Source organism: Cohnella zeiphila (assembly GCF_014212055.1).
In the GTDB taxonomy this organism is placed as follows: Bacteria; Bacillota; Bacilli; order Paenibacillales; family Paenibacillaceae; genus Cohnella; species Cohnella zeiphila.
Window position 1 is genome coordinate 78,330 of the sequence record NZ_JACJVO010000021.1, and the last position, 22,409, is coordinate 100,738.

General features: G+C 60.0%; 19 protein-coding genes. 15 read left to right on the top strand and 4 right to left on the bottom strand.

Annotated elements, in window-relative coordinates:
* Nucleotides 1-102 precede the first annotated feature (102 nt).
* The gene (gene ppk1, locus H7C18_RS17045) at nt 103-2,184 is read left to right on the top strand and encodes a polyphosphate kinase 1 (protein ID WP_185130296.1); all 2,082 of its coding nucleotides are present in this window, start codon (nt 103-105) and stop codon (nt 2,182-2,184) included.
* A gap of 125 nt (nt 2,185-2,309) precedes the next feature.
* Nucleotides 2,310-2,471: a mechanosensitive ion channel protein MscL gene (locus H7C18_RS17050; RefSeq protein ID WP_185130297.1), complete on the top strand. Its 162-nt coding sequence runs from the start codon at nt 2,310-2,312 to the stop codon at nt 2,469-2,471.
* A 139-nt stretch (nt 2,472-2,610) separates the two neighbouring features.
* Here H7C18_RS17050 and H7C18_RS17055 read toward each other — a convergent pair whose 3' ends face one another.
* Nucleotides 2,611-4,152: a Ppx/GppA phosphatase family protein gene (locus H7C18_RS17055; RefSeq protein WP_238357760.1), complete on the bottom strand. Its 1,542-nt coding sequence runs from the start codon at nt 4,150-4,152 to the stop codon at nt 2,611-2,613.
* 507 nt (nt 4,153-4,659) lie between these two features.
* Between H7C18_RS17055 and citZ the strand changes: the two genes are divergently transcribed.
* The 6 genes from citZ to H7C18_RS17085 all read left to right on the top strand — a co-directional run bounded on the left by citZ (nt 4,660) and on the right by H7C18_RS17085 (nt 10,049).
* Nucleotides 4,660-5,775: a citrate synthase gene (gene citZ / locus H7C18_RS17060; RefSeq protein WP_185130298.1), complete on the top strand. Its 1,116-nt coding sequence runs from the start codon at nt 4,660-4,662 to the stop codon at nt 5,773-5,775.
* 108 nt (nt 5,776-5,883) lie between these two features.
* On the top strand, nt 5,884-7,179 hold the full coding sequence (icd, locus tag H7C18_RS17065; RefSeq protein WP_185130299.1) for an NADP-dependent isocitrate dehydrogenase: 1,296 nt from the start codon (nt 5,884-5,886) through the stop codon (nt 7,177-7,179).
* Nucleotides 7,180-7,364: 185 nt separating this feature from the next.
* Nucleotides 7,365-7,556: a hypothetical protein gene (locus tag H7C18_RS17070; protein WP_185130300.1), complete on the top strand. Its 192-nt coding sequence runs from the start codon at nt 7,365-7,367 to the stop codon at nt 7,554-7,556.
* A gap of 21 nt (nt 7,557-7,577) precedes the next feature.
* The gene (gene mdh / locus H7C18_RS17075) at nt 7,578-8,522 is read left to right on the top strand and encodes a malate dehydrogenase (protein ID WP_185130301.1); all 945 of its coding nucleotides are present in this window, start codon (nt 7,578-7,580) and stop codon (nt 8,520-8,522) included.
* Nucleotides 8,523-8,981: 459 nt separating this feature from the next.
* Entirely contained in the window at nt 8,982-9,401 is a 420-nt protein-coding gene (locus tag H7C18_RS17080) for a hypothetical protein (protein WP_185130302.1), read from the top strand.
* A 231-nt stretch (nt 9,402-9,632) separates the two neighbouring features.
* Nucleotides 9,633-10,049, top strand: a complete 417-nt coding sequence (locus H7C18_RS17085) for an RrF2 family transcriptional regulator (RefSeq protein ID WP_185130303.1) — start codon at nt 9,633-9,635, stop codon at nt 10,047-10,049.
* Here H7C18_RS17085 and yfbR read toward each other — a convergent pair.
* A complete protein-coding gene (gene yfbR / locus H7C18_RS17090) occupies nt 10,046-10,639 on the bottom strand; it encodes a 5'-deoxynucleotidase (RefSeq protein WP_185130304.1) in 594 nt (197 codons plus the stop codon). The two genes, H7C18_RS17085 and yfbR, sit on opposite strands and share 4 nt — an antisense overlap.
* Nucleotides 10,640-10,728: 89 nt before the next feature.
* Here yfbR and H7C18_RS17095 point away from each other — a divergent pair, with 89 nt between their 5' ends.
* The 3 genes from H7C18_RS17095 (at nt 10,729) to H7C18_RS17105 (ending at nt 15,016) form a co-directional block, all read left to right on the top strand.
* Nucleotides 10,729-12,267, top strand: a complete 1,539-nt coding sequence (locus H7C18_RS17095; RefSeq protein ID WP_185130305.1) for a fumarate hydratase — start codon at nt 10,729-10,731, stop codon at nt 12,265-12,267.
* Nucleotides 12,268-12,307: 40 nt separating this feature from the next.
* On the top strand, nt 12,308-14,107 hold the full coding sequence (gene pnpS / locus H7C18_RS17100) for a two-component system histidine kinase PnpS (protein ID WP_185130306.1): 1,800 nt from the start codon (nt 12,308-12,310) through the stop codon (nt 14,105-14,107).
* A gap of 174 nt (nt 14,108-14,281) precedes the next feature.
* On the top strand, nt 14,282-15,016 hold the full coding sequence (locus H7C18_RS17105; protein WP_185130307.1) for a response regulator transcription factor: 735 nt from the start codon (nt 14,282-14,284) through the stop codon (nt 15,014-15,016).
* Nucleotides 15,017-15,063: 47 nt separating this feature from the next.
* Here the strand turns inward: H7C18_RS17105 and H7C18_RS17110 are convergent, their stop codons facing one another.
* Nucleotides 15,064-15,933 carry an AraC family transcriptional regulator gene (locus H7C18_RS17110; protein ID WP_185130308.1) on the bottom strand — a complete coding sequence of 290 codons (870 nt, stop codon included), beginning with the start codon at nt 15,931-15,933 and terminating at the stop codon, nt 15,064-15,066.
* Nucleotides 15,934-16,082: 149 nt separating this feature from the next.
* Between H7C18_RS17110 and H7C18_RS17115 the strand changes: the two genes are divergently transcribed.
* The 3 genes from H7C18_RS17115 (at nt 16,083) to H7C18_RS17125 (ending at nt 19,479) form a co-directional block, all read left to right on the top strand.
* The gene (locus H7C18_RS17115; RefSeq protein ID WP_420481871.1) at nt 16,083-17,132 is read left to right on the top strand and encodes a Gfo/Idh/MocA family protein; all 1,050 of its coding nucleotides are present in this window, start codon (nt 16,083-16,085) and stop codon (nt 17,130-17,132) included.
* 224 nt (nt 17,133-17,356) lie between these two features.
* A complete protein-coding gene (locus H7C18_RS17120) occupies nt 17,357-18,319 on the top strand; it encodes a sugar phosphate isomerase/epimerase family protein (RefSeq protein WP_185130310.1) in 963 nt (320 codons plus the stop codon).
* 20 nt (nt 18,320-18,339) lie between these two features.
* Nucleotides 18,340-19,479: a Gfo/Idh/MocA family protein gene (locus H7C18_RS17125; RefSeq protein WP_185130489.1), complete on the top strand. Its 1,140-nt coding sequence runs from the start codon at nt 18,340-18,342 to the stop codon at nt 19,477-19,479.
* A 319-nt stretch (nt 19,480-19,798) separates the two neighbouring features.
* Here H7C18_RS17125 and H7C18_RS17130 read toward each other — a convergent pair whose 3' ends face one another.
* Complete coding sequence (locus tag H7C18_RS17130; RefSeq protein WP_185130311.1) at nt 19,799-20,212, bottom strand: cupredoxin domain-containing protein; 414 nt, start codon at nt 20,210-20,212, stop codon at nt 19,799-19,801.
* 402 nt (nt 20,213-20,614) lie between these two features.
* On the opposite strand from H7C18_RS17130, the gene H7C18_RS17135 reads away from it, so the two are divergent.
* Nucleotides 20,615-22,405, top strand: coding sequence for a pyrroloquinoline quinone-dependent dehydrogenase (locus H7C18_RS17135; protein WP_185130312.1), 1,791 nt, complete (start codon nt 20,615-20,617; stop codon nt 22,403-22,405).
* The last annotated feature ends 4 nt before the right edge of the window (nt 22,406-22,409 follow it).

Here is a 22,409-nt window from a genome sequence, read left to right on the forward strand (position 1 = left end):
ATTTTACATTCCGTTAACATTACAAATACATTCCTCTTACCCGGATCCCACATAATCAAGGGACAAGGCCGTCGAACAGAGGCGGCTCCGGGGGGATCAGGGATGACGGTGTCGAAACATTACATCAATCGCGATTTAAGCTGGCTCGAGTTCAACCTGCGGGTGCTGGAGGAAGCCGAGGATGCGACGACGCCTTTGCTGGAGCGGCTTCTGTTCCTGTCGATCGTGTCGAGCAACCTGGACGAATTCATGAGCGTGCGCGTCGCCGGCTTGAAAGACCAACTGAGGGCCGGTTACCACAACAGCGATTTTACCGGCTATACGCCGAGAGGCCTGCTTCGGAGAATCATGAAGCGCTCCGGCCTGATGGTGAGAAGACAGTACAAAGCGTATCGCGAGCTTATGCGCTCGCTCTCCCGCGAAGGGGCGGCCATCGTCTCCTATGCCGATCTGAACGAAGAGCAGGCGAAGGAGATGACCGAATACTTCCAGGAGATCGTCTATCCCGTCCTTACGCCGATGGCCGTGGACAGCAGCCGGCCGTTCCCCCTCGTTCACAGCAAGGAGATTTATTTGGCCGTCGTTCTCCATCCCAGTCTGGGCGACGCCAAGCTCGAAGGACCGTCGTTCTGCGCGATCGTGCAGGTGCCGTCGATTCTTCCCCGCACGATCCGGGTCACCGGCCGCAAAAACTCGCGGAAACAAACGTATATCCTGCTCGAGGATCTGATCCGGGAGCAGATCGGCCAGCTGTTCAGCGGGTATTCGACCGAAGCCGTCCATGCGTTCCGGCTGACCCGCAATTCGGATTTGTCGCTTAACGAGGAAGGGACGGAAGATCTGCTGCAGGAGATCGAGAAGGAACTGCGCAGGCGCCGCAGAGGGTTCCCCGTCCGTCTGGAGATCGAGAAGGGGATGCACGAGCACGCCCGGGAGCTGCTGATGGAGGAGCTGGACATTCAGGAGGACTGGCTCGAGATCGACGGACCGCTCGACCTGAGCTTCCTGTCCAAGTTCGCCGCCTCGCTGCCGAACGCCGACCATCTGCGCTACAAGCCGATCGATCCGGTCTATCCTCCGGAGTTCGAAGAGGCGGACGAGCTGATGAGCGTGCTGCGGGAAAAGGACGTTCTCGTCTACCATCCTTACGAATCGTTCGAAGCGGTAAACGACTTCATCTGCGAAGCGGCGGAGGATCCCGACGTGCTGGCGATCAAGATGACGCTGTACCGGGTCAGCGGCCAGTCCGTGCTCGTGCAGGCGCTTGTCCGCGCGGCGGAGTCGGGCAAGCAGGTCACCGTCGTGGTCGAGCTGAAGGCGCGATTCGACGAAGAGCGCAACATCGCTTGGGCGAGGCAGCTGGAGAAGGCGGGCTGCCACGTCGTCTACGGACTGGTCGGGTTGAAGACCCACGCCAAGATCACGCTGGTCGTCCGCCGGGAGCAGAACGAGCTGAGGCGGTACGTTCACGTCGGAACGGGCAACTATAACGAGAACACGGCGCGACTGTATACCGACGCCGGGCTGTTCACCTGCCATCCGGACATCGGAGCCGACGCATCCGCGCTGTTCAACGAGATGACGGGCTATTCGACGCCGCACGACTGGCGCTCCTTCGCGGTCGCTCCGGCCGGGCTGAAGCCCAAGCTGTTCGACCTGATCGACCGGGAGATTGCCCACGCGAAAGAAGGGCGTCCGGCCGGCATCGTCGCGAAGATGAACTCCCTCTCCAACCAGTCGATGATCGACAAGCTGTACGAGGCTTCGCAGGCCGGGGTCTCGATCGACCTGATCGTCCGCGGCGTATGCTGCCTGCGGCCGGGCGTTGAGGGGCTGAGCGAGAACATCCGCGTGATCAGCATCGTCGACCGCTACCTGGAGCACTCGCGCATCCTGGCGGTGTCCGGGGGAGGGGAAGAAGAAGTCTACATCTCCAGCGCCGACTGGATGACGCGCAACTTGAGCCGGCGGGTCGAGCTGCTCTGCCCGGTATACGACCCCTCCCTGCGGCAGATGCTGTTGAACCTGCTGCGGACGAACGTTCGGGACAACGTCAAAGCCCGCTTGCTGCAGCCGTCCGGCAGCTATGTTCGGGTGGAAAACGGCGAGCTTCCGCTGCGCAGCCAATTCGTCGCGGCCGACATTCCGCTCTGGAAGACGGTGGCCGCTTCCGCCTCGGATTGAGGGTCGACGCCGAAGCCCGCTTTGCGGGGATATTTTACACAATTTTTAAGCTTCTTCGCATCTGATCTTAACAATTGCCGCATATGATGAATATATCGACAATTGAAGAAGGAGGAAGCGACTGAATGATCGTATTCGACGTCATCGTCGACGGCAGCGTCAAAGAGACGATTCGGCCGAAGACGCAAAAGCTGAGAGAAATCCACGATTTTCTGAACGAGCAGATGAAGCTGCTTAGCCGAAAGTACGGCTACGGCGTGTTCGTCAAAAGAAGAATGATCTACTAGCCGAACAAGGTGCCTGATGACAAGCACCTTGTTTTTTTATGTCGCTTGGGATCGCCGAAGCGACCGGCCGGGGGATGCCCCTCCGGAGTTTCCGCCGAAAGGGGGGAGAAGCGCCTGCGGCGCCGTAAAGCGGGATGGCTTATACGACCGTCAGGCGCGGGGTCAGCCGCCAAATCTTGCGAAATTCCTTGGCGAGAGAATCGACTTCGGTTCTCTCGACGGGCAGAGGATGGCGGGCGGTGGCGGCGAGCTTCAGCTTGTTGCCCCGGGCGACCGAGACGTGAAGCGAGGTGACGGCCTGGGACTCGCTGCGGTCCAGCGCGGCAGCAAGCTGAAGCAGGGAGCCGAGCTTGAATACCGCCTCGTAATCGCCGTTCTGCAGCAGCTGCCGGTAGGCGGACAGCTTCTTGCGGGCCGGAGAAGTCCCCCGGTAGGAGGCGATCGCCGCCGTCAGCAGAATCTCGCGGTGGGTCAGACCGTTCCAATGGGCATGCGTCAGCAAGTAGAACGTATGGTCCGAGAAGTCGTTGACGTCGATGATCGCCCCGATCTTGAACAGCCTGGAAGCGGCGTCGAGCCACGCGCGCGCGCGGGAGGGAAGCGACTGGCCGCCGGAAGAAGCGAGGCGGTCGAACAGCGTCAGCGCGAGCTTGTTCACCTGCAGAGGATGCTCCTGAGGCACGGACGGATACAGCGCCGCCAAGTTGCGGATGCTCTCCTCCAGCACCATCGACGCATCCGAGACGTCCGTGCGCGGCAGGCACGTCTCGAAAAAGATGCCGTCGCGCAGCCCGGCTCCGCAGATGACGATGCGGGACGCGGAAGTCATGCGCGTCACGCTCTGCAGGATGGCGAGACCGGGGACGATGACGTCCGCGCGGTCCTTGGACAAGCCCGGCACCTTGCGGCGCTTGTCCACGTTCAATGGCGCCAGCGCGTTCAGCTTGTCGCTCAGCTTCTTCACAGGCACCTCGTAGCCGTGCAAGTTGGCGTACGGGTAGTTGTCCGCGCGCTGGCACAGCTTGGCGAGCGCGCGGGTGGTGCCGCCGAGGCCGATCAGCGGCAGCCCGGGGTGCTCCGCGATCCACGCCTGCTCGCGCATCGTCGCCTGGATGTCCGCCTGCAGCCGCTCGATCTGGGCGGCGGATACGGCGCCTCCGCCAAGCGAATGGCGGAGGGCGGTGTTGACGCAGCCGAACGGGAAGGAGACGGCATTGACCAGCTTCCGCCCGAGGATGAGGCTGACTTCCGTGCTCCCGCCGCCGATGTCGACGAGGAAGCCGTCCTGGACGTCCATCGTGCGCAGCATGGCGACGCAGCCGAGTCGCGCTTCGTCCTCGCCCGGCAGCAGCTCGATGTTCAGTCCGGCTTTCCGCCCGAGCCTCTCCAGCACTTCCCGGCGGTTGGCCGCCTGGCGGATGGCGGCCGTCGCCACGGCGCGGATACGGGTCGCGCCGTGCATCCGGCAGATCCGGCGGAAATGCCGGAGAACTTCCACCAGCTCGCTGACCGCATCCAGCGGCAGGATGCCGTCCCCGTTCAGCTTCTGGCTAAGCCTGGCGGACCATCTGCCCTGATCGATCACGCGGTAGGCGCCGTTGTCCATTACCTGATAGACGGCAAGCCGAACGGTGTTGGAACCGATGTCGATCATGCCGGTCACTTGACTGTGCTTCTTCAATTGCGGCTCGCTCCTTCCGTAGGTCGAACGGGACGGGGACTGCTGTCCGAATGGTGCGAATGCCGTCGCCGAAAATGCGTTGTCGCGCCTGGGTCGTGGACCTATTTTACCATTCCGGGGCGTGGCGCAAAAGCGCCTTGTCTTTTTTTCTCTTCGGTTCCGCGCGTTCCGTTCCCCCGGACCGAATGAATAATGTTCCAGGTTAGGTAAATCATTAATGGGAAGGCAGCCGCGACAAGCAAATTCTATGGCCGCGATAAAGCATTTTTATGTGCCGTTCGGTTCCATTCGCGGTTCAAATCGTTTATCATTGAAAATGGACTGAAATTCCGTGGGAATATCTGTTTTTTCCGCAGGCTGGCGAACGGAATGTCCGCTTTGCTTGACGGTTCGCGCGCATTCTATGTTTTTCGAATCGTCTTCCGGATCCGTTTGCCGGGTTCACCTTGTCAGCCGGAATCGCCTCGCGGCGGTTCCTTCATTTTGTTTCTTAAAGGAGAGAAAACCATGACGGCAACGAAAGGTCTCGAAGGCATCGTAGCGGCCTCCTCCTCGATCAGTTCGATCATCGACGGCGTGCTGACGTACCGCGGCATCGACATCGACGAGCTGGCGGAGAAGGCGACTTTCGAAGAAGTCGCTTATTTGTTGTGGCACGGCAAACTGCCGACCCAATCCGAACTGGACGGGCTGCTCGCGCAGCTGGGCGAATACGCGGCCGTTCCGGAGCAAGTGATTGCCGGGCTGCGCCTGTATCCGGCTGGCAGCAACTCGATGGCGGCTCTGCGCACGGTCGTCTCCAGCCTGGCGCTGTACGATGAAGAAGCGCAGGACATGAGCCGGGAGGCGAACGTTCGCAAGGCGGTCAAGCTTCAGGCGCAGCTTCCGACGGTCGTGGCCGCGTTCGCCCGCATTCGCCAAGGCAAAGAGCCGATCGCGCCGAAGAAGGGCGTCCCGATCGCGCACAACTTCCTGTATATGCTGACCGGCGAAGAACCGGCCGCCGTCGCCGTCGAAGCGCTGAACAAGGCGCTCGTCCTGCATGCCGACCACGAGCTGAACGCGTCCACGTTCGCCGCCCGCGTCACGGTCGCGACGCTGTCCGATATCTACTCCGGCGTCACGAGCGCGATCGGCGCGCTCAAAGGCCCGCTGCACGGCGGCGCCAACGAAGCGGTCATGGTCATGCTGGACGAGATCGGCTCCGTCGCCAACGTCGAGCCGTATATCCAGGCGAAGCTGGACCGCAAGGACAAAGTCATGGGCTTCGGCCACCGGGTCTACAAGAACGGCGACCCGCGCGCCAAGCATCTGCAGGCGATGTCCCGCCAGCTCGGCGAGCTGAACGGCGACATGAAGCTGTACGACATGTCCGTGAAGATCGAAGATCTCGTGACGGGACAGAAGGGCCTGAAGCCGAACGTCGACTTCTATTCCGCTTCCTGCTACACGATGCTGGGCATTCCGCGCGACTTGTTCACGCCGCTCTTCGCGATCAGCCGCGTATCCGGCTGGACGGCTCACATTCTGGAGCAGCTTGCCGACAACCGCCTCATTCGCCCGCGCGCCGAGTATGTCGGACCGGTCGGCCAGCATTACGTGCCGATCGCCCAGCGCGGCTGATTCCTACCGGTTCGCTCCGGCGGAACGCCCCTTGGCCCGCGGGCCGGGGCGTACGCCGGTTTCTTATGGATCATTCCTAACTTATCGATGCAGGAGGAGAATGTACACATGGCACAATTGGAAAAATTCGCGGCTCCGACTTCCGGAGAAGCCATCACGGTCAATAACGGGGTTCTGAACGTTCCGAACAACCCGATCATTCCGTTTATCGAAGGCGACGGCACCGGCCGCGACATCTGGCGCGCCTCCCAGCGCGTGCTGGACGCGGCGGTCGAGAAGGCATACAACGGCCAGAAGAAAATCGCTTGGTACGAAGTGTTCGCCGGCGAGAAAGCTTTCAACGCGTACGGCGAATGGCTGCCGAACGACACGCTGACCGCGATCCGCGAGTACATCATCGCCATCAAGGGACCGTTGACGACGCCGATCGGCGGCGGCATCCGCTCGCTGAACGTCGCGCTGCGGCAGGAGCTGGACCTGTACGTCTGCCTGCGTCCGGTTCGCTACTTCAACGGCGTTCCTTCTCCGGTCAAGCGTCCGGAGCTCGTCGACATGGTCATTTTCCGCGAGAACACCGAAGACATCTACGCGGGTATCGAATATCAAGCCGAAACGGCCGACGCCAAGAAAGTCATCGAATTCCTGCAGAAGGAAATGGGCGTCAAGAAGATCCGCTTCCCCGAGACGTCCGGCATCGGCATCAAGCCGGTCTCGTCCGATGGCTCGAAGCGTCTCGTCCGCGCCGCGATCGAATACGCGATCAAGCACAAGCGCAAATCCGTTACGCTCGTTCATAAGGGCAACATCATGAAGTTCACCGAGGGCGCGTTCAAGAACTGGGGCTATGAAGTGGCCGAAACCGAGTTCGCGAATCAGACGTTCACGTGGGGCCAATACGACAAGATCAAGGCCGAGCAAGGCGAAGAGGCTGCCAACGCGGCTCAGAAAGCGGCTCTGGCGGAAGGCAAGATCCTGATCAAGGACGCCATCGCCGACATCGCGCTGCAGCAAGTACTGACGCGTCCGACCGACTTCGACGTCATCGCGACGCTGAACCTGAACGGCGACTATCTGTCGGACGCGCTGGCTGCGCAAGTCGGCGGCATCGGCATCGCGCCGGGAGCGAACATCAACTACGTGACCGGACATGCTATCTTCGAAGCGACCCACGGCACCGCGCCGAAGTACGCCGACAAGGATGTCGTCAACCCGGGCTCCGTCATCCTGTCCGGCGTCATGATGTTCGAGCACCTGGGCTGGCTGGAAGCGGCGGATCTGATCTACAAAGGATTGGAAAAGTCGATCAACAGCAAGATCGTCACGTACGACTTCGCCCGTCTGATGGAAGGCGCGACCGAAGTGAAGTGCTCCGAGTTCGCGGATCAGATCATCAAGAACATGTAATTTAGGGACGGACCCCCTAGATCCCCCTTTCCAAGAGGGACTCCGAGGGCGCTGCCCTCCGGACACCCTGCCGAATAACGTTCGGGGAACTGAGGCGCGTTGAAGGAGGGGACGGCGGAGGCCGATCCGTCCGTCGGACTTGTCCGACGAACGGATCGAGCCGGCTGTTCGCGGGGAACGTTAAAATGGAAACGGCGTTATTTGGACAAAATCAGGGGTATGCTGTAGATGATGGCATCGAAACCCTTTATTTTGCAAATAGCGTCGTTTTTTCGTTTATTGGGGCATGGAAGGGCGCGGATATCGTAACCGGCAGGATCGTAAAACTAGTTTTCCGACCTATTAAAATAGCCGAAGCCGCTCTGGCGGCTGCTTAACCCAAAAGGAGGCAATACGTCATGGCGATCAAGCGAGCGAAAATAACGGTGATCGGAGCGGGCTTTACCGGGGCGACCACCGCCCTGATGCTGGCGCAGAAGGAGCTTGGAGACATCGTTCTGCTGGACATTCCCCAACTGGAGAATCCGACGAAGGGCAAGGCGCTCGACATGCTCGAATCGACGCCGGTTCAAGGCGTCGATTCCCGGATCGCGGGCACGGCCGATTATGCGGATTCCGCGGGCTCCGACGTCGTTATCATCACGGCCGGCGTCGCCCGCAAGCCGGGCATGAGCCGCGACGATCTGGTAAGCACGAACGCCGGCATTGTCAAGTCCGTTTGCGAGCAAGTGAAGGCGGCCAGCCCGAACGCGTACGTCATTATCCTCTCGAACCCGGTCGACGCCATGACTTATGTAGCGTTCAAGGCGCTCGGCTTCCCGAGAAACCGCGTTATCGGCCAGTCCGGGGTGCTGGATACCGCCCGTTACAACACGTTCCTGGCGGAAGCGCTGAACGTGTCCGTGGAGGACGTTCGCGGCGTCGTGCTCGGCGGCCACGGGGACGACATGGTGCCGCTCGTCCGCTATACGACGATCGGCGGCATTCCGGTCGAGAAGCTTCTGCCCAAAGATCAGATCGACGCGATCGTGCAACGGACCCGGGCGGGCGGCGGCGAGATCGTGAGCCTGCTCGGCAACGGCAGCGCCTACTACGCCCCGGCCGCTTCGCTCGTGCAAATGACCGAAGCGATTCTGAAGGACAAGAAGCGCATCCTGCCGGTCATCGCCTTGCTGCAAGGCGAATACGGCTACAAGGATCTGTTCATGGGCGTGCTGGCCGTGCTGGGCGGCGACGGCATCGAGAAGGTGATGGAGCTCGAGCTGACCGCCGAAGAGAAAGCCGCGATGGACAAATCGGCGGATTCCGTCCGCAGCGTCATCCAGGTCGTCGAGAACGCATAAGGAGCGCCTTTTCCAGAGGTGTGGCGATCTGGCTAACGAATCCACGGGTTCTTATTTGGCAAAAAAGCGGGAGGCTTGCGTTTTAAAGAAACGGAGAAGACTTATTGGCCTGCTTCATCCGGCAAACGGCCATCATTTGCCCCAATAAGCTCTCCTCGATTCGTCGCGCTTTGCCAACCCTTGATATTGCCGAAATAGCGTCGCTGGGATTCGTTAGCTTCTTCGCTCGCTCTCAAGCGGCCGTCCGCCGGACGTCCGATACGAGAAATGAGCGTATCCCCCCTTGCAGGTTATGTTCGATTAACCGTTGCTAGGCGGAAGCCAGTTCCCGTTCTGCGTATCCTTGCGCGCAAGGGGGCTTCTTGCCGTTTTTGGCCGGGAAAGTTTTGTTTGCCTCGCGATTTGTGTATACTGAATTTGATTGCCTGTACATAAGAGGTCAAGGAGGACTATGGAATCATGACGACTTTTATGCTGTTTCTCCACGTCCTGGGCGCGACGGGAATGGGGGTCTACGTCGTTCTTCCTTTCGTGGCGGGAAAGTTCAAGCAACTGTCCACGCCGGCTCAGGAAGGACTCGCGAGCGGCCTGCTGACGGCCGGACGGGTCGGCCAGTTCGGGCTCGTGCTTCAGCTGCTGACGGGCGGATACTTGATCTCGCAAGGAGATTACGGAACTTCCTGGATGATTACGATTATCGTTCTGTTTGTCGCCCTCGGCGCGGTCAGCGGCATCGTGCAAGGCCCGCTGAAACGCATTAAGACGGCTACGGCCAGCAACCAGGACGCTTCCGGCGCGATCTCCCGCGTTCAGACGCTCAGCGTGTTGGCGGTGCTGCTCTTCCTCGTCATCCTGTGGATGATGAAGAATCCGTGGTAAAGGGGTAAGGCAGCGACGAGAGCCCGTTCTTCGCGAACGGGCTCTTTTTTTATTCGATGCCGGATCCGTCCGGATTCCAAGAAGAATGATATCGGACGGATATCTCAAAGGAAGCGGGCGAAAGGTCTCGAAACGGTAAGCAATTCATCACGATACTCCTGTATGCCCGACTTGAGCCGATCGGCGTTCGGAGTTATTCTAGACGCACGGAGTCGATAATGGAGGTGCAAGATGAAATTTTCCCAGGCAACCGACTATGCGCTTCACGCCATGCTCTATCTGATCTCGGCGGCGCCCGATAAGCCGATCGGCGTGCAGTTTCTGTCCGAGAAGCTCGGCGTCTCCCAGACGTACTTGTCCAAAATGATGACCAAGCTGGTCAAGGCCGGGCTGATTCAATCCGCTCCCGGCGCCCATGGGGGATACCGCCTTCGGAAAAACCAAGACGAAATTTCCTTTCTCGATATCATTCAGGCGATCGAAGGGACGGCCTCCTTATTCGAGTGCAGCCTTCAGCACGGGAGCGAATGCCTGATCCAACAGGTCGTAATCGAAGCCGAACGGCGGATGGAAGACTATTTGAACCAAACGAAATTAGCCGACGTGGCCAAAAAGCTCCCGACGGAGGAGAAGCACGCCCATTCCTAATCGGCATCCTCCGACAGCTCGTCGATCGTCTTCTCGAAGCTCGGGGCGAGCCGCTCCAGGAACCAGTCGACCTCGGGCATCCCGTAACCGCGCAGCTTCTCTTCCATTTGCTTGCGGGCGGTGGCGAAATCGCGGTTGCCGGCCGACATCTCGCTGACGCATTTGAGGTAGGCGTCCAGCACGTCGGCGGCTTTGACGAGCCGGGCCAGCTCGGGAGAGTCGGCTTCTCTCGCGAGCAGAGGACGATAGACGTCCTTCAGCTCCTCGGGAACCGTCCCCAGCAGCCGCTCGGCGGCCAGCGTCTCGATCTGCCGGAAGTTGCCCAGCAGCTCGGGATTATGGTGCTTTACGGGCGTCGGAATGTCGCCGGTGATCACTTCGGTGACGTCGTGAAACAGCGCGTACGCCGCCGCCTTCTCGGGGTCGATGTCGCGTCCGAACACGCGGCTGGCGATGCTGCCCAGCAGGTGAGCGAGCAGCGCCGTATGATACGAATGCTCGGCGACGTTCTCGCCTTGCGTCTTCCGCATCAGGCTCCAGCGTTCGATATATTGCAGGCGGTACAGATAGGCGAGAAAATGATGGGACATGGCAGGCTCCTTTTTCTCACGGGAAGGGTCTCTGTGATATTATATATTTATTAAAGCCTTGAGAATAGAGAGGAGATTTTACCGTACTTATGTCTACCTTCGAAGAAAGTATCTACCAGCTGATCGTCGAAACGTCCACGAACCTCCCGGCCGACGTCAGAAGGAGAATCGCCGCCGCCCGAGAAGCCGAGGACCGCGCCACCCGGGCCGGCTTGTCGCTGTCGACGATCGCGCAGAACATCGAGATGGCCGAGTGCAACGTCTCGCCGATCTGTCAGGACACGGGGATGCCGACGTTTATCGTGCATACGCCGGTAGGCGCGAATCAGATCGTCATGAAGCGGGAGATTCAGCAGGCGATCGCCCGCGCTACGAAGGACGGCAAGCTGCGGACGAACTCCGTCGATTCGCTGACGGGCGCCAACACCGGCGACAATCTGGGCCCGGGCACGCCGGTCATCCACTTTGAGCAGTGGGAGAAGGACGAGGTCGACGCGCGCCTCATTCTGAAGGGCGGCGGCTGCGAGAACAAGAACATCCAATACAGCCTGCCGTGCGAGCTGGAAGGGCTGGGCAAGGCCGGCCGCGACCTGGACGGCATCCGCAAGTGCATTCTGCACGCGGTTTACCAGGCGCAGGGCCAAGGCTGCAGCGCGGGCTTCATCGGCGTCGGCATCGGCGGCGACCGGACGACCGGATACGAGCTGGCGAAGCAGCAGCTGTTCCGCCACGTCGAGGACGTAAACCCGATCCCCGACCTCGCGAAGCTGGAGGATTACATTCTGGACAAGGCGAACCGGCTCGGCATCGGAACGATGGGCTTCGGCGGCAACGTGACGCTGCTCGGCTGCAAAGTCGGGGTCATGAACCGGCTGCCGGCGAGCTTCTTCGTCTCGGTCGCATACAACTGCTGGGCTTATCGGCGCCAGGGCATCCTGCTCGACGGCTCCACTCACGAGATCAAGGAATGGATTTACGAGACCGGCTCGAACGTGAAAATGAACTCGGAGGACCAAGCCGCCTCCGAAGCGGCACCGGCCGCCGAGCGCCGCGAAGTCGTGCTGACCGCGCCGCTGACCGAGGAGCAAGTCCGTTCGCTGAAGGTGGGCGACGTCGTCATTCTGAACGGCGAGATGCATACCGGACGCGACGCGCTGCACAAGTATTTGATGGATCATGACGCGCCGATCGATCTGAACGGCAGCGTTATCTATCACTGCGGCCCCGTCATGCTGAAAGACGAGGAAGGCTGGCACGTGAAGGCGGCCGGGCCGACGACGAGCAGCCGCGAGGAGCCTTACCAAGGCGATATTATGAAAAAGTTCGGCATCCGCGCGGTCATCGGCAAAGGCGGCATGGGCGCGAAGACGCTGGCGGCGCTCCGGGAGCACGGCGGCGTCTATCTGAATGCGGTGGGCGGCGCGGCGCAATATTATGCGGAGTGCATCAAGAAGGTGAACGGCGTCGACTTCATGGAGTTCGGCATCCCGGAAGCGATGTGGCATCTGCAGGTCGAAGGGTTCGCGGCGATCGTGACGATGGACTCCCACGGCAACAGCCTGCACGCCGACGTCGACCGCGATTCCAAGGAGAAGCTCGCCCAGTTCAAGGATCCGGTGTTCGCTTAAGCGAGTCGAGTTTTAACCAAATTGACGTTCGGGGAGCGCCATGCACAAATTTCGCTTAAAGCTGACCGTGCTGTTCATGCTGCTGATCGGGCTTACCGTGCTGGCTGCCGGCATCCTGACCGGGCAATCCTACAAGGAGAACCATCAGAAGACGCTAGAGGACCATATGCTTTCGGAGATCCGGGTGCTGATGGCCGCGGCGCCGTGGCCCTCCGGCCAGCCGCAGGGCGAGCAAGCCGCGTACCTGCAAAGTCAGGCCGAGAAGTTCAAAGCGATCGCCGATATGCGGATCACCTACATTCTCCCGGACGGGAAGGTGCTCGGCGACTCGGATCACGATCCGGAGACAATGGAGAACCATGCCCAGCGCAAGGAAGTGAAGGAAGCGCTGGCGTCCGGGACGGGCAGCAGCGTTCGGCGCAGCGCGACGCTGAACGAGAACATGCTGTACGTCGCGATGGCCGTTAAAAACGGGACGCAGACCGAGGGGATCGTCCGGCTCGCGGTCAGTCTGAAGGATGTGGAGCGCAGTCTCGGCCGCATGTGGCTGGCGCTGGCTGTCGGGCTGCTCGCCCTCTACGTCATCGCCGCGGCGATCGGCTATCGGGTCGCGAGAAGCGTCACCCGGCCGCTGGAGAAGATGACGGACGCGGCAAAGCGGATGGCCGCGATGGATTACGGCATCCGCGTGGCGGCGGACGGCAGGGACGAAGTAAGCGAGCTGGCGAGGGCGCTCAACGCGATGGCCTCCAATCTGCAAGAGCGGATCGACGAGACGCGGCAGAACGAGCTGCGGCTTCAGGCGGTGCTGGACAACATGGACAGCGGCGTCATCATGGTCGGTCCGGACGGCCGGATCAAGCTGTACAACCGCGGGGCGGAACGGCTGCTCGGCGGATCGGCGGCGGACCGGCTGGGCCGCAGCTATTCGGAGGACCGCCGGCAGTTCGAGCTGCTTCGCCTCATTCGGGAAGGGCTGGAGCAGCCCGAACCCCGGCACGAGGAGCTGACGGTATACTTCCCCGAGGAGCGGCTGCTGGAGCTCAACCTGGTGCCGCTGCGAATGGGCGAGGAAGAGGAGCCGGGACTTCTGCTCGTGCTCCAGGACGTGACGGCGATTCGCCGCCTCGAACGGATGCGCAGCGAGTTCGTCGCCAACGTCTCCCACGAACTGAAGACGCCGGTCGCCGCCGTCAAAGGCTTCGCCGAGACGCTGCTCGGCGGAGCCGTGAACGATCCGGAGACGGCCGAGTCGTTCCTGAGAATCATCCATGACGAGAGCGAACGGCTGAACCGGCTGATCGGCGACATCCTGGAGCTGTCCAAGATCGAATCCAGACGGTCTCCGCTGCAATGCTCGCCGATCGAGCTGCCGGCCTTCCTCGGAAGGCTGATGGGCCTGATGTCCGCCGACGCGGCGAAGAAGAACATCGGCCTCGAATGGCACGCGGACCCGGAGCTCTTCGTCGAAGCGGACGAGGACCGGCTCGGCCAGATTCTGCTGAATCTCGTGCAGAACGGCATCAACTACACGCCGTCCGGGGGCAAGGTCCAAGTCACCGCGGAGCTCGTTCAAGGGACCGACCCCGAAGGCCTGGACGACAAAGTGCGAATCGTCGTGTCCGACACGGGCATCGGCATTCCGAAGAAGGATCTGCCCCGCATCTTCGAACGGTTCTACCGGGTGGACAAGGCCCGTTCCCGCAGCTCGGGCGGGACCGGTCTCGGTCTCTCGATCGTGAAGCACCTGGCCGAATTGCATCACGGCTCGATCCGCGTGGAGAGCACGGTCGGCGTCGGGTCCCGGTTCGTGCTGGAGCTGCCGCTGCTCCAGCCATAGGCGCCCCGGCTATGCGTTTTACCTTCGGTTAACGTACGATATACGGACGTTTGTGAAGCAGCAGCCGATTTTACGTCCCGTTAACAATCGGATAACGCGGGTTTTACAGTCGTTTGATACAGTCAAAGGGTAAAGCACAAAACGGCAGGTTGATAAGCCGGACCGGAGGTTACGATGTCGGACAAGGCGCTGATCATAGAAGACGAACCGACCATTGCGCGACTGGTCACCTACAACCTCTCGCAGGAAGGCTACGAGACGGAAGTGGTTGGCAACGGTGCCGAAGGGCTCCGCAATGCCATTCATGAGAGCTACTCGATTATTTTCCTCGACCTGATGCTCCCGGGCATGAACGGCTTCGAGGTGCTGCAGAAGCTGCGGGAGAACGGCGTGAAGACGCCGGTTATCATTTTGACCGCCCGCAACGCGGAGGAAGAAGTGGTTCAGGGCCTCAAGCTGGGAGCCGACGACTACATCACGAAGCCGTTCGGCGTGGCCGAGCTGCTCGCCCGGACGTCGGCGGTTCTGCGCCGCTTCCGCAACGAGGAGCCGGGAAGCGGGGACGCGAAGCCGGGGGCCGAACGGGTCGTCTCGCTCGGGGACCTGCAGATTTACCCCGACAAATACGAGGTCTATTTGAGCGGGCAGGAAATATCGCTTCGGCCGAAGGAATTCGAAGTGCTGCTGTACCTGGCGGAGCGGCCGGGCATCGTCATTACGCGGGACGACTTGATGAATGTCGTCTGGGGCTTCGATTATATCGGCGGCCAGCGGACGGTGGACGTTCACGTCAGCTCCCTTCGCAAGAAGCTGGAGCTGAACCAGCAATCGGTGCAGATCGAGTCGATCCGCGGCGTCGGCTACAAGCTGACCGTAAGCCGCAGAGGCGGCGCGGCGTTGAACAAATAAAAGAAGCGGCCGGGATTTCGGCCGCTTCTTTTATTCGGCGCTTGGCGTTAGCCTCGCCCCCAAGCGAGCATCCGGCGCTGGAACTCCTTGGGCGAGCAGTGGTTGAACCGCTTGAACATCTTGTAGAAGTGGGCCATGTTCGGCATCCCCGTCTGATCGCCGACTTCGCTGATGCTGAGGTCGCGGGTCAGGAGCAGCTGCTCGGCCCGTTTGATTTTGCGGAAATTGACGTATTCGGTAAACGACAGCCCCATCGTCTTTTTGAAAAACTTCACGAAATAATAGTAGCTCATGTTGGCCAGCCGGCATGCCTCCTCGACGGTCACCTTCTCGCCGATGTTGCCGTCGACGTAGTCGAGCACGGGCTTGAGCCGGATCCGCTCCACGCGGTCCTGGTTCGCCAGCAGCCCCCGCGTGTCCGCCCGAATCAGGATGAGCAGAATCTTCTTGATCAGCAGATTGACGGCGAGCTCGTAGCCGCTCTCCTTGTTTTGAACCTCGACGAAGATGTCCCGGATGCACTCCGCGACGGCTTGCCGGGATTCCGGATGGTCCCGGAAAATATAATTCATGGCGCTGAGCGGCACCTTGGTCTCATTGAAGTATTGGAGATAGGGAATGGTACTCTGATCGAAAAACGTCTGCAAATCGAACTGGAGAATGATGTAGTCCGTCTTGTCTCCGTAGCTGCGGTCGCGATGAAGCTGGGAGCTGCCGAGCACGATGACATCGCCGTCGCGGAGCGTGAACACCTCGTCCTTGATCTCGACGTCGAGGCGGCCTCTCTGGACGAGCATCAGCTCGCATTCGGGATGATGATGCCAGTTGACGGCAAAATTGAGCTCGCGGTTCGACTGCCAGACCTTGATCGAGAGCAGCGGATTCTCGTATTCGATTTTCTCCTGTACGACCTGCATGCCGACTTAGGCCCCCTAATGGCAAAATAGCATAATGACCCCTCATGATCGGGAATGGGAATCCGGCGAACTCATGCTATACTTAAATTGTAGAAGGAATTCAGCATCCTTGCAAGGAGGACAAGCGCTTGAGCAAAATCAATGTCGGCATGATCGGCTGCGGAGGCATCGCGCACGGAAAACATTTTCCGTCCCTTGCCAAAATTCCGGAAGTCCAGCTGACGGCATTCTTCGACGTGTCGGCGGAGCGCGGGCAAGAGGCCAAGGAGAAGTACGGCACGCCCGACGCGAAGGTGTACCAGAGCGTTCAGGAGCTGCTGGACGACCCGAACGTGCAAGTGGTGCACGTCTGCACGCCGAACGACACGCACGCGGAGATCTCGATCGCCGCCATGGAGGCCGGCAAGCACGTGCTGTGCGAGAAGCCGATGGCGAAGACGTCGGCGGACGCGCGGCGGATGTACGAAGTGGCCGAGCGGACGGGACGCAAGCTGAGCATCGCGTACCAGAACCGGTTCCGCGCCGACAGCCGCTGGCTGCATGAAGCGTGCCGCAACGGCGAGCTCGGCGAGGTGTATATGGCCAAGGCGCACGCCATTCGCCGCCGCGCCGTTCCGACATGGGGCGTGTTCCTGGATAAAGAGAAGCAGGGCGGAGGCCCGCTGATCGACATCGGCACGCATGCGCTGGACCTTGCGCTGTGGATGATGGACAACTATGAGCCGCGCACCGTGCTCGGCACGACGTACCGCAAGCTTGCGGAGCAAGGAAGCGCGGCGAACGCGTGGGGCAACTGGGACCCGGCCAAGTTCACCGTCGAGGATTCCGCTTTCGCCATGATCACGATGAAGAGCGGGGCGACGGTCTGGCTGGAGTCGAGCTGGGCGCTCAACACGCTGGACGTGGACGAGGCGAAGGTAACTTTGTGCGGAACGAAAGCCGGCGCCGATATGAAAGGCGGATTGCGCGTCAACGGCGAGGAGCGCGGGCATCTGTACACGAAGGAGATCGTGCTCGGAGACCAATGGAACAAAGCCGCTCCGAACGATTCGGCCGAACGCGAAGCGCGCGCCTGGATCGACGCGATTCTGAACGATCGCGAACCGGTCGTCACCGCCAAGCAGGCGCTCGTCGTCCAGGAAATTCTTGAGGCGATCTACGAGTCAGCGGCAAAAGGGCAAGCCGTATCGTTCGTCTAGCTGCCATTTCCCGGGAAATTTCGACAGTCGGTCGCACCGGCGGTACGAAGAATTTGGAAAAGGAAGATGACAGCGTTTCAATCCTTTAGTAAACTATGTTTGATCGCTAAACTAAGGTCGGACAAGCGGAACGAAGCGGAGAGGGGCGCGCTGGATGTGCCGACTTCCCGCCCGTCCCGGTTTGCGCCGGCCTTCCCAAACTCCGAAAGGTCAGGTGAAGCTCGTTGAAACTCGGTATTTTCCTCGTATTGTTCGGCCAGCAAACGCTGGAGCAAGCGCTTGATACGGCCAAGTCGGCCGGTATTCAAGCGGTCGAGCTGGGAACGGGAGGATTTCCCGGTACCTCGCACGTAAATGCCGCCGCCATCCTGAATGACGAGCAGGAGATCGCCCGCATTCGCAACGCGGTCGAATCCCGCGGCCTCTCGATCAGCGCGCTGAGCTGCCACGGCAATCCGCTTCATCCGGACGCCGCCCAAGCGAAAGCTTTCCACGACGATTTCGTCGCTACCGTACAACTCGCAGAGAAGCTTGGCGTGGACACGGTCATTACGTTCTCCGGCTGCCCGGGCGACTCCCCGAACGCCAAATATCCGTCCTGGGTCACTTGCCCGTGGCCGCCGGATTTCCTGACGGTGCTCGAATGGCAGTGGAACGAGATCGCCATTCCGTATTGGAAGGAACAATCGGCTTTCTGCCGCAAGCACGGCGTGAGGGTCGCCATCGAGTCTCATCCGGGCTTCCTCGTATACAACACCGAGACGGCGCTTCGCCTGCGCCGCGAAGCGGGCGACAACATCGGCGTCAACTTCGATCCGTCCCACCTGTTCTGGCAGGGCATGGACCCGATCGAGTGCATCAAGGCGCTGAGCGACTCCATCTATCACGTTCATGCCAAGGATACGAAGATCGACGCCCGCAACACGGCGCTCAACGGCGTGCTGGATACGAAGCATTACGGCGACATTCTGAATCGCTCCTTCGTGTTCCGCACGGTCGGATACGGGCATGACGACGATTTCTGGAAAGCGATGGTCAGCACGCTTCGCACGGTCGGTTACGACGGCGTGATCAGCATCGAGCACGAAGACGGCATCATGAGCGTAAACGAAGGCTTCACGAAAGCCGCCGGTTTCCTGAACGGTCTCATTCTCAAAGAAAGCGCGGGTGAAATGTGGTGGGCGTAAGCAAAAAGATCAATGTCGGCATGGTGGGCTACAAGTTCATGGGGAAAGCCCACAGCCATGCTTATAAAGATGTGAACATGTTTTTCGATATGGACGCGGAAGTCGTCATGAAGTCGATCTGCGGCCGCAACGAGCAAGGAGTCAAGGCCGCGGCCGAGAAGTTCGGCTGGGAAGGCTACGAGACCGACTGGCGCAAGCTGGTGGAGCGCGACGACATCGACTTCGTCGACATCAACGCGCCGAGCGACGCGCATAAGGAGATCGCTCTGGCGGCGATCGCGGCCGGCAAGCACGTGTTCTGCGAGAAGCCGCTGGCGCTGAACCTGGCCGACGGCCGCGAGATGCTGGCGGCGGCGGAGAAGGCCGGCGTGAAGCACGGCGTCTGCTTCAACTACCGGTTCCTGCCGGCCGTGCAGCTGGCGAAGAAGATCATCGACTCCGGCAAGCTGGGCGAGATCCATCACTACCGGGCGACTTATCTGCAGGATTGGCTGGTCGACCCCGAAGCGCCGCTCGCTTGGCGGCTGAAGAAGGAAGTCGCTGGCTCCGGCGCTCACGGCGACATCAATGCGCACAGCATCGACCTGGCTCGCTTCCTGATCGGGGAGTTCGATCGCGTGGTCGGCCATAACCGCACGTTCGTGAAGGAGCGCCCGCTGCTCGCATCGTCCGAGGGCGGACTGGCGGGTCAAACCGGCAGCAAGGAGAAAGGCGAAGTGACGGTTGACGACGCGACGGCTTTCCTGGCCGACTTCCAGAACGGCGCGATGGGCATCTTCGTCGCCAGCCGCTTCGCGACGGGCCGCAAGAACCACAATACGTTCGAAATCCACGGCAGCAAGGGCACGATCCGTTGGGATCTGGAGCGGCTCAACGAGCTGGAAGTATACTTCCGCGAAGACGAGCCGGAACTGGCGGGCTTCCGCCGCATTCTGGCGACCGAGCCGCAGCATAAGTACGCCGGCAACTGGTGGCCGACGGGGCACATCATCGGCTACGAGCACGGCTTCGTGCACATCGCGTACGAGTTCGTGCAGCACATCGCAGCGGGCACTCCGTTCGCGCCGACGTTCGCCGACGGCGTCAAGTGCCAGGAAGTGCTCGAAGCGGTCGATCTGTCGATCGAACGCGGCACGTGGGTCAGCGTGTCCGAAGTCTAAAGGCGGAAGCGCATCGGCCGAAGGCCATCCCCGGGTTCAGACGAACCCGAGGATGGCCTTATTTATTTGAACCTTTTCGGTTCGGAGCCGGAAAAGAGAGTCGCCAGACTGCCTACATGGACGGAAATGCGGCGGATCTGCCGAAAGAGGGGCGTCCAGGCTTACATTCGGCCGGAAATTGGCGGACAGTGAGCGGCAATGTGTGGCGAGGTGTATGCACCGGATGATTTATCCCTGAACGAAGGGGATTTCGAAGGAAAGCAAAAAAAGGGGGAACCCCGCCCAAGCGGAGTTCCTCCTTTTTTTGACAGGCTTCGTATTAGGAAACCGTGATCGTACCCGTCATGTTGTCATGGCCGGATCCGCATTGAATGGAGCAGTTAAAGTCGTACGTGCCGGCTTTGTCGAACGTAACGGATGCCGATTCGCCGTTCTTGAGGTTTACGTTCATATCCGGAATTTCAAAGCCATGATTGCCGTCCGTATTTTTCAACGTAAAATTGACGGTATCGCCGACATGGACCTGAATATCGTTCGGAGTAAACTCGAAGCTCTTGGCTTCAACCGTAATATTCTGCGTTTGGCCGCCCGCTGCTGCAGAGCTTGCCGGCGCGCTGGCGGACGGGCTGCCTGCCGCATTGTTGGCATTGTTGTTGTTGCTTCCGCAAGCGCTCAGCGCGAATACGGCGGCGACGGCTACGATCGCCAGAAACAGATAAGATTTTTTGAACATGACCCATTCCTCCTGTTGTCTGTTGATGAAGAACCTTACTAGTAAGAATCCTGTCAACATGCTACTTTACGCCTTTGACTAGCCATCCGTCAATCTTTAACTTACCCAGCTTAGGGCGATTTAATCGGAAATTCATCGAATTGTCACGAATTCAATAGAAGAATCTTCAGGTAGGGCATCAAATATGTAATTGACGAATTAGACATCAGGTAGTAATATTCCTAATGCATGAAATCTTACTAGTAATTTTATACCTGTCGCTTGTACTACCGCAATCCTACAAATGATGAAAGAGGGGTTGGGCTCGGAAAAAAACACTGCCTTTGGGCAGTGGCCTTAGCACTAAAACGGTTATATACAAAGAGAAAGCTGTCCAAACACCATCAGAGGAGGAACATCAGCATGAAAAGAACGTACGCCGTTGTTGGCGCCGTTCTCGCAGCCAGCCTGGCGCTGACCGCGTGCAACAGCGGCAACAACAACAACAATTCCGGCGCATCGCCTTCGGGAACGGCTTCGGCTTCTCCGAGCGCGTCGTCGTCGGCATCCTCTTCGCCGTCGGCATCTCCGTCGGCATCTTCCGCCGCTACGGTTACCGGAAGCACTTTCGAGAACTTCGGCACTTATGGATTCGATCTGAACAACTCCCGCCACGTCCCTTATAAAGAGGTTACGGCAGACAACGTGAAAGACCTCGGCGTCGTCTGGTCGGCTGATTTGAAAACGCTTGACAAAGATGTGAAGAACGGCAACCAATCGTACCCGGTCGTCGTCGACGGCGTCATTTACGTGACGACTTCCGGCAACCAAGTATTCGCTTTCGATGCCGTAACCGGCAATCAGCTGTGGCATTGGAAACCGCCGGCTGAAGAAGCGGCGAACTACAGCAAGGCCGGCATCATCGCCAACCGCGGCGTCGCCGTCGGCGACGGCAAGGTGTTCATGCTGACGATCGATTGCCAACTGGTCGCTCTCGACCAGAAGACGGGCCAACTGGTGAAGAAAGTCAAGCTGAGCGATTACTATCCGGACGTAACGATGGAAAACGGCTACTACGAAACGACGGCTCCGCTATTCTACAATGGAGTCGTTTATATCGGCAGCAGCGGCGGCGACAACGGCGTCCGCGGCTTCGAAGCGGCGTTCAAGTCCAGCGACCTGACCCCGGCTTGGGATAACCCGTTCTGGACCGTTCCGCCGAAGGGTCAAGATTGGCTCGCGAACAGCAATTTCCAAGGCGGCGGCGCGGTATGGAACCCGCCGGCCATCGACACCGAGACCGGCATCATGTACTTCGCGGTGGGCAACCCGGCGCCGGACTTCTACGGCGAAGCTCGTCCGGGCGAAAACCCTTATACGGACTCCGTCGTCGCCGTCGAGGCGGCAACCGGCAAGCTCGTATGGGCGAAGCAGGAAATCAGCCACGACCTGTGGGACTATGACGCCGCGGCATCCCCGATGATCCTGAACGCGACCGTGAAAGATAAGCAGCAAAAAATCGTCGTCGAAGGCGGCAAGTCCGGCCAATGGTTCGCCTGGGACGCCAAGACCGGCGATGTGGTGTGGGACGGCGTTCCGTTCGCGAAGATCGATCACCCGAAACCGACTCCGGAAGGCGTCATGGTCTATCCGGGCGCTCTCGGCGGCGAAAACTACGCCCCGGAAACGTATGATCCGGCTACGAACTATGTGCTTATTCCGGGCGTAGAAGAGGGCATGCTTATCAAAGCGGCCAAAAACCAAGACGAAGCGTCCACGCCGGATTCCCCGGGGGCTCAAGCTTTCGGTACGTCGATGGGCGAGACGCCTCCCGACGTCAAGACGTACGGTACGATTACGGCGATCGACGTCAATACCGGCAAGCAGGCTTATCAGATCGAAACGAAGGATCCTCAACGCGGCGGCCTGACGAGCACGGATACCGGCCTGGCGTTCTTCGGAGAATTGGACGGCAAGATCAACGCCCTGGACATCAAGTCCGGCAAAGTGATCTGGTCGTTCCAAACGGCCGGCGACAACATCCAAGCCGCTCCGGCGATCTTCACGGTGGACGGCAAGCAGTATATGACGTTTACGTCCGGCGGCACGAAGCCGAAGGTTTATGTATTCGCGATCGGCGGCGACAAAACGCAGGGCGACGCGGGAACGGCGGATACGTCCGACGCTCACCAATCGTCGGACAGCAGCAAATAAGTCT

What these genes read in the sequence shown, in the direction of transcription:
- yfbR (WP_185130304.1), bottom strand. Translation starts at nt 10,639, where the DNA reads ATGTCCCATCATTTTCTCGCCTATCTGTACCGCCTGCAATATATCGAA.
- H7C18_RS17110 (WP_185130308.1), bottom strand. Translation starts at nt 15,933, where the DNA reads ATGCAGGTCGTACAGGAGAAAATCGAATACGAGAATCCGCTGCTCTCG.
- citZ (WP_185130298.1), top strand. Translation starts at nt 4,660, where the DNA reads ATGACGGCAACGAAAGGTCTCGAAGGCATCGTAGCGGCCTCCTCCTCG.
- H7C18_RS17085 (WP_185130303.1), top strand. Translation starts at nt 9,633, where the DNA reads ATGAAATTTTCCCAGGCAACCGACTATGCGCTTCACGCCATGCTCTAT.
- ppk1 (WP_185130296.1), top strand. Translation starts at nt 103, where the DNA reads ATGACGGTGTCGAAACATTACATCAATCGCGATTTAAGCTGGCTCGAG.
- icd (WP_185130299.1), top strand. Translation starts at nt 5,884, where the DNA reads ATGGCACAATTGGAAAAATTCGCGGCTCCGACTTCCGGAGAAGCCATC.
- mdh (WP_185130301.1), top strand. Translation starts at nt 7,578, where the DNA reads ATGGCGATCAAGCGAGCGAAAATAACGGTGATCGGAGCGGGCTTTACC.
- H7C18_RS17105 (WP_185130307.1), top strand. Translation starts at nt 14,282, where the DNA reads ATGTCGGACAAGGCGCTGATCATAGAAGACGAACCGACCATTGCGCGA.
- H7C18_RS17115 (WP_420481871.1), top strand. Translation starts at nt 16,083, where the DNA reads ATGATCGGCTGCGGAGGCATCGCGCACGGAAAACATTTTCCGTCCCTT.
- H7C18_RS17095 (WP_185130305.1), top strand. Translation starts at nt 10,729, where the DNA reads ATGTCTACCTTCGAAGAAAGTATCTACCAGCTGATCGTCGAAACGTCC.
- H7C18_RS17070 (WP_185130300.1), top strand. Translation starts at nt 7,365, where the DNA reads ATGGAAACGGCGTTATTTGGACAAAATCAGGGGTATGCTGTAGATGAT.
- H7C18_RS17130 (WP_185130311.1), bottom strand. Translation starts at nt 20,212, where the DNA reads ATGTTCAAAAAATCTTATCTGTTTCTGGCGATCGTAGCCGTCGCCGCC.
- H7C18_RS17135 (WP_185130312.1), top strand. Translation starts at nt 20,615, where the DNA reads ATGAAAAGAACGTACGCCGTTGTTGGCGCCGTTCTCGCAGCCAGCCTG.
- H7C18_RS17080 (WP_185130302.1), top strand. Translation starts at nt 8,982, where the DNA reads ATGACGACTTTTATGCTGTTTCTCCACGTCCTGGGCGCGACGGGAATG.
- H7C18_RS17050 (WP_185130297.1), top strand. Translation starts at nt 2,310, where the DNA reads ATGATCGTATTCGACGTCATCGTCGACGGCAGCGTCAAAGAGACGATT.
- H7C18_RS17125 (WP_185130489.1), top strand. Translation starts at nt 18,340, where the DNA reads ATGGTGGGCTACAAGTTCATGGGGAAAGCCCACAGCCATGCTTATAAA.
- pnpS (WP_185130306.1), top strand. Translation starts at nt 12,308, where the DNA reads ATGCACAAATTTCGCTTAAAGCTGACCGTGCTGTTCATGCTGCTGATC.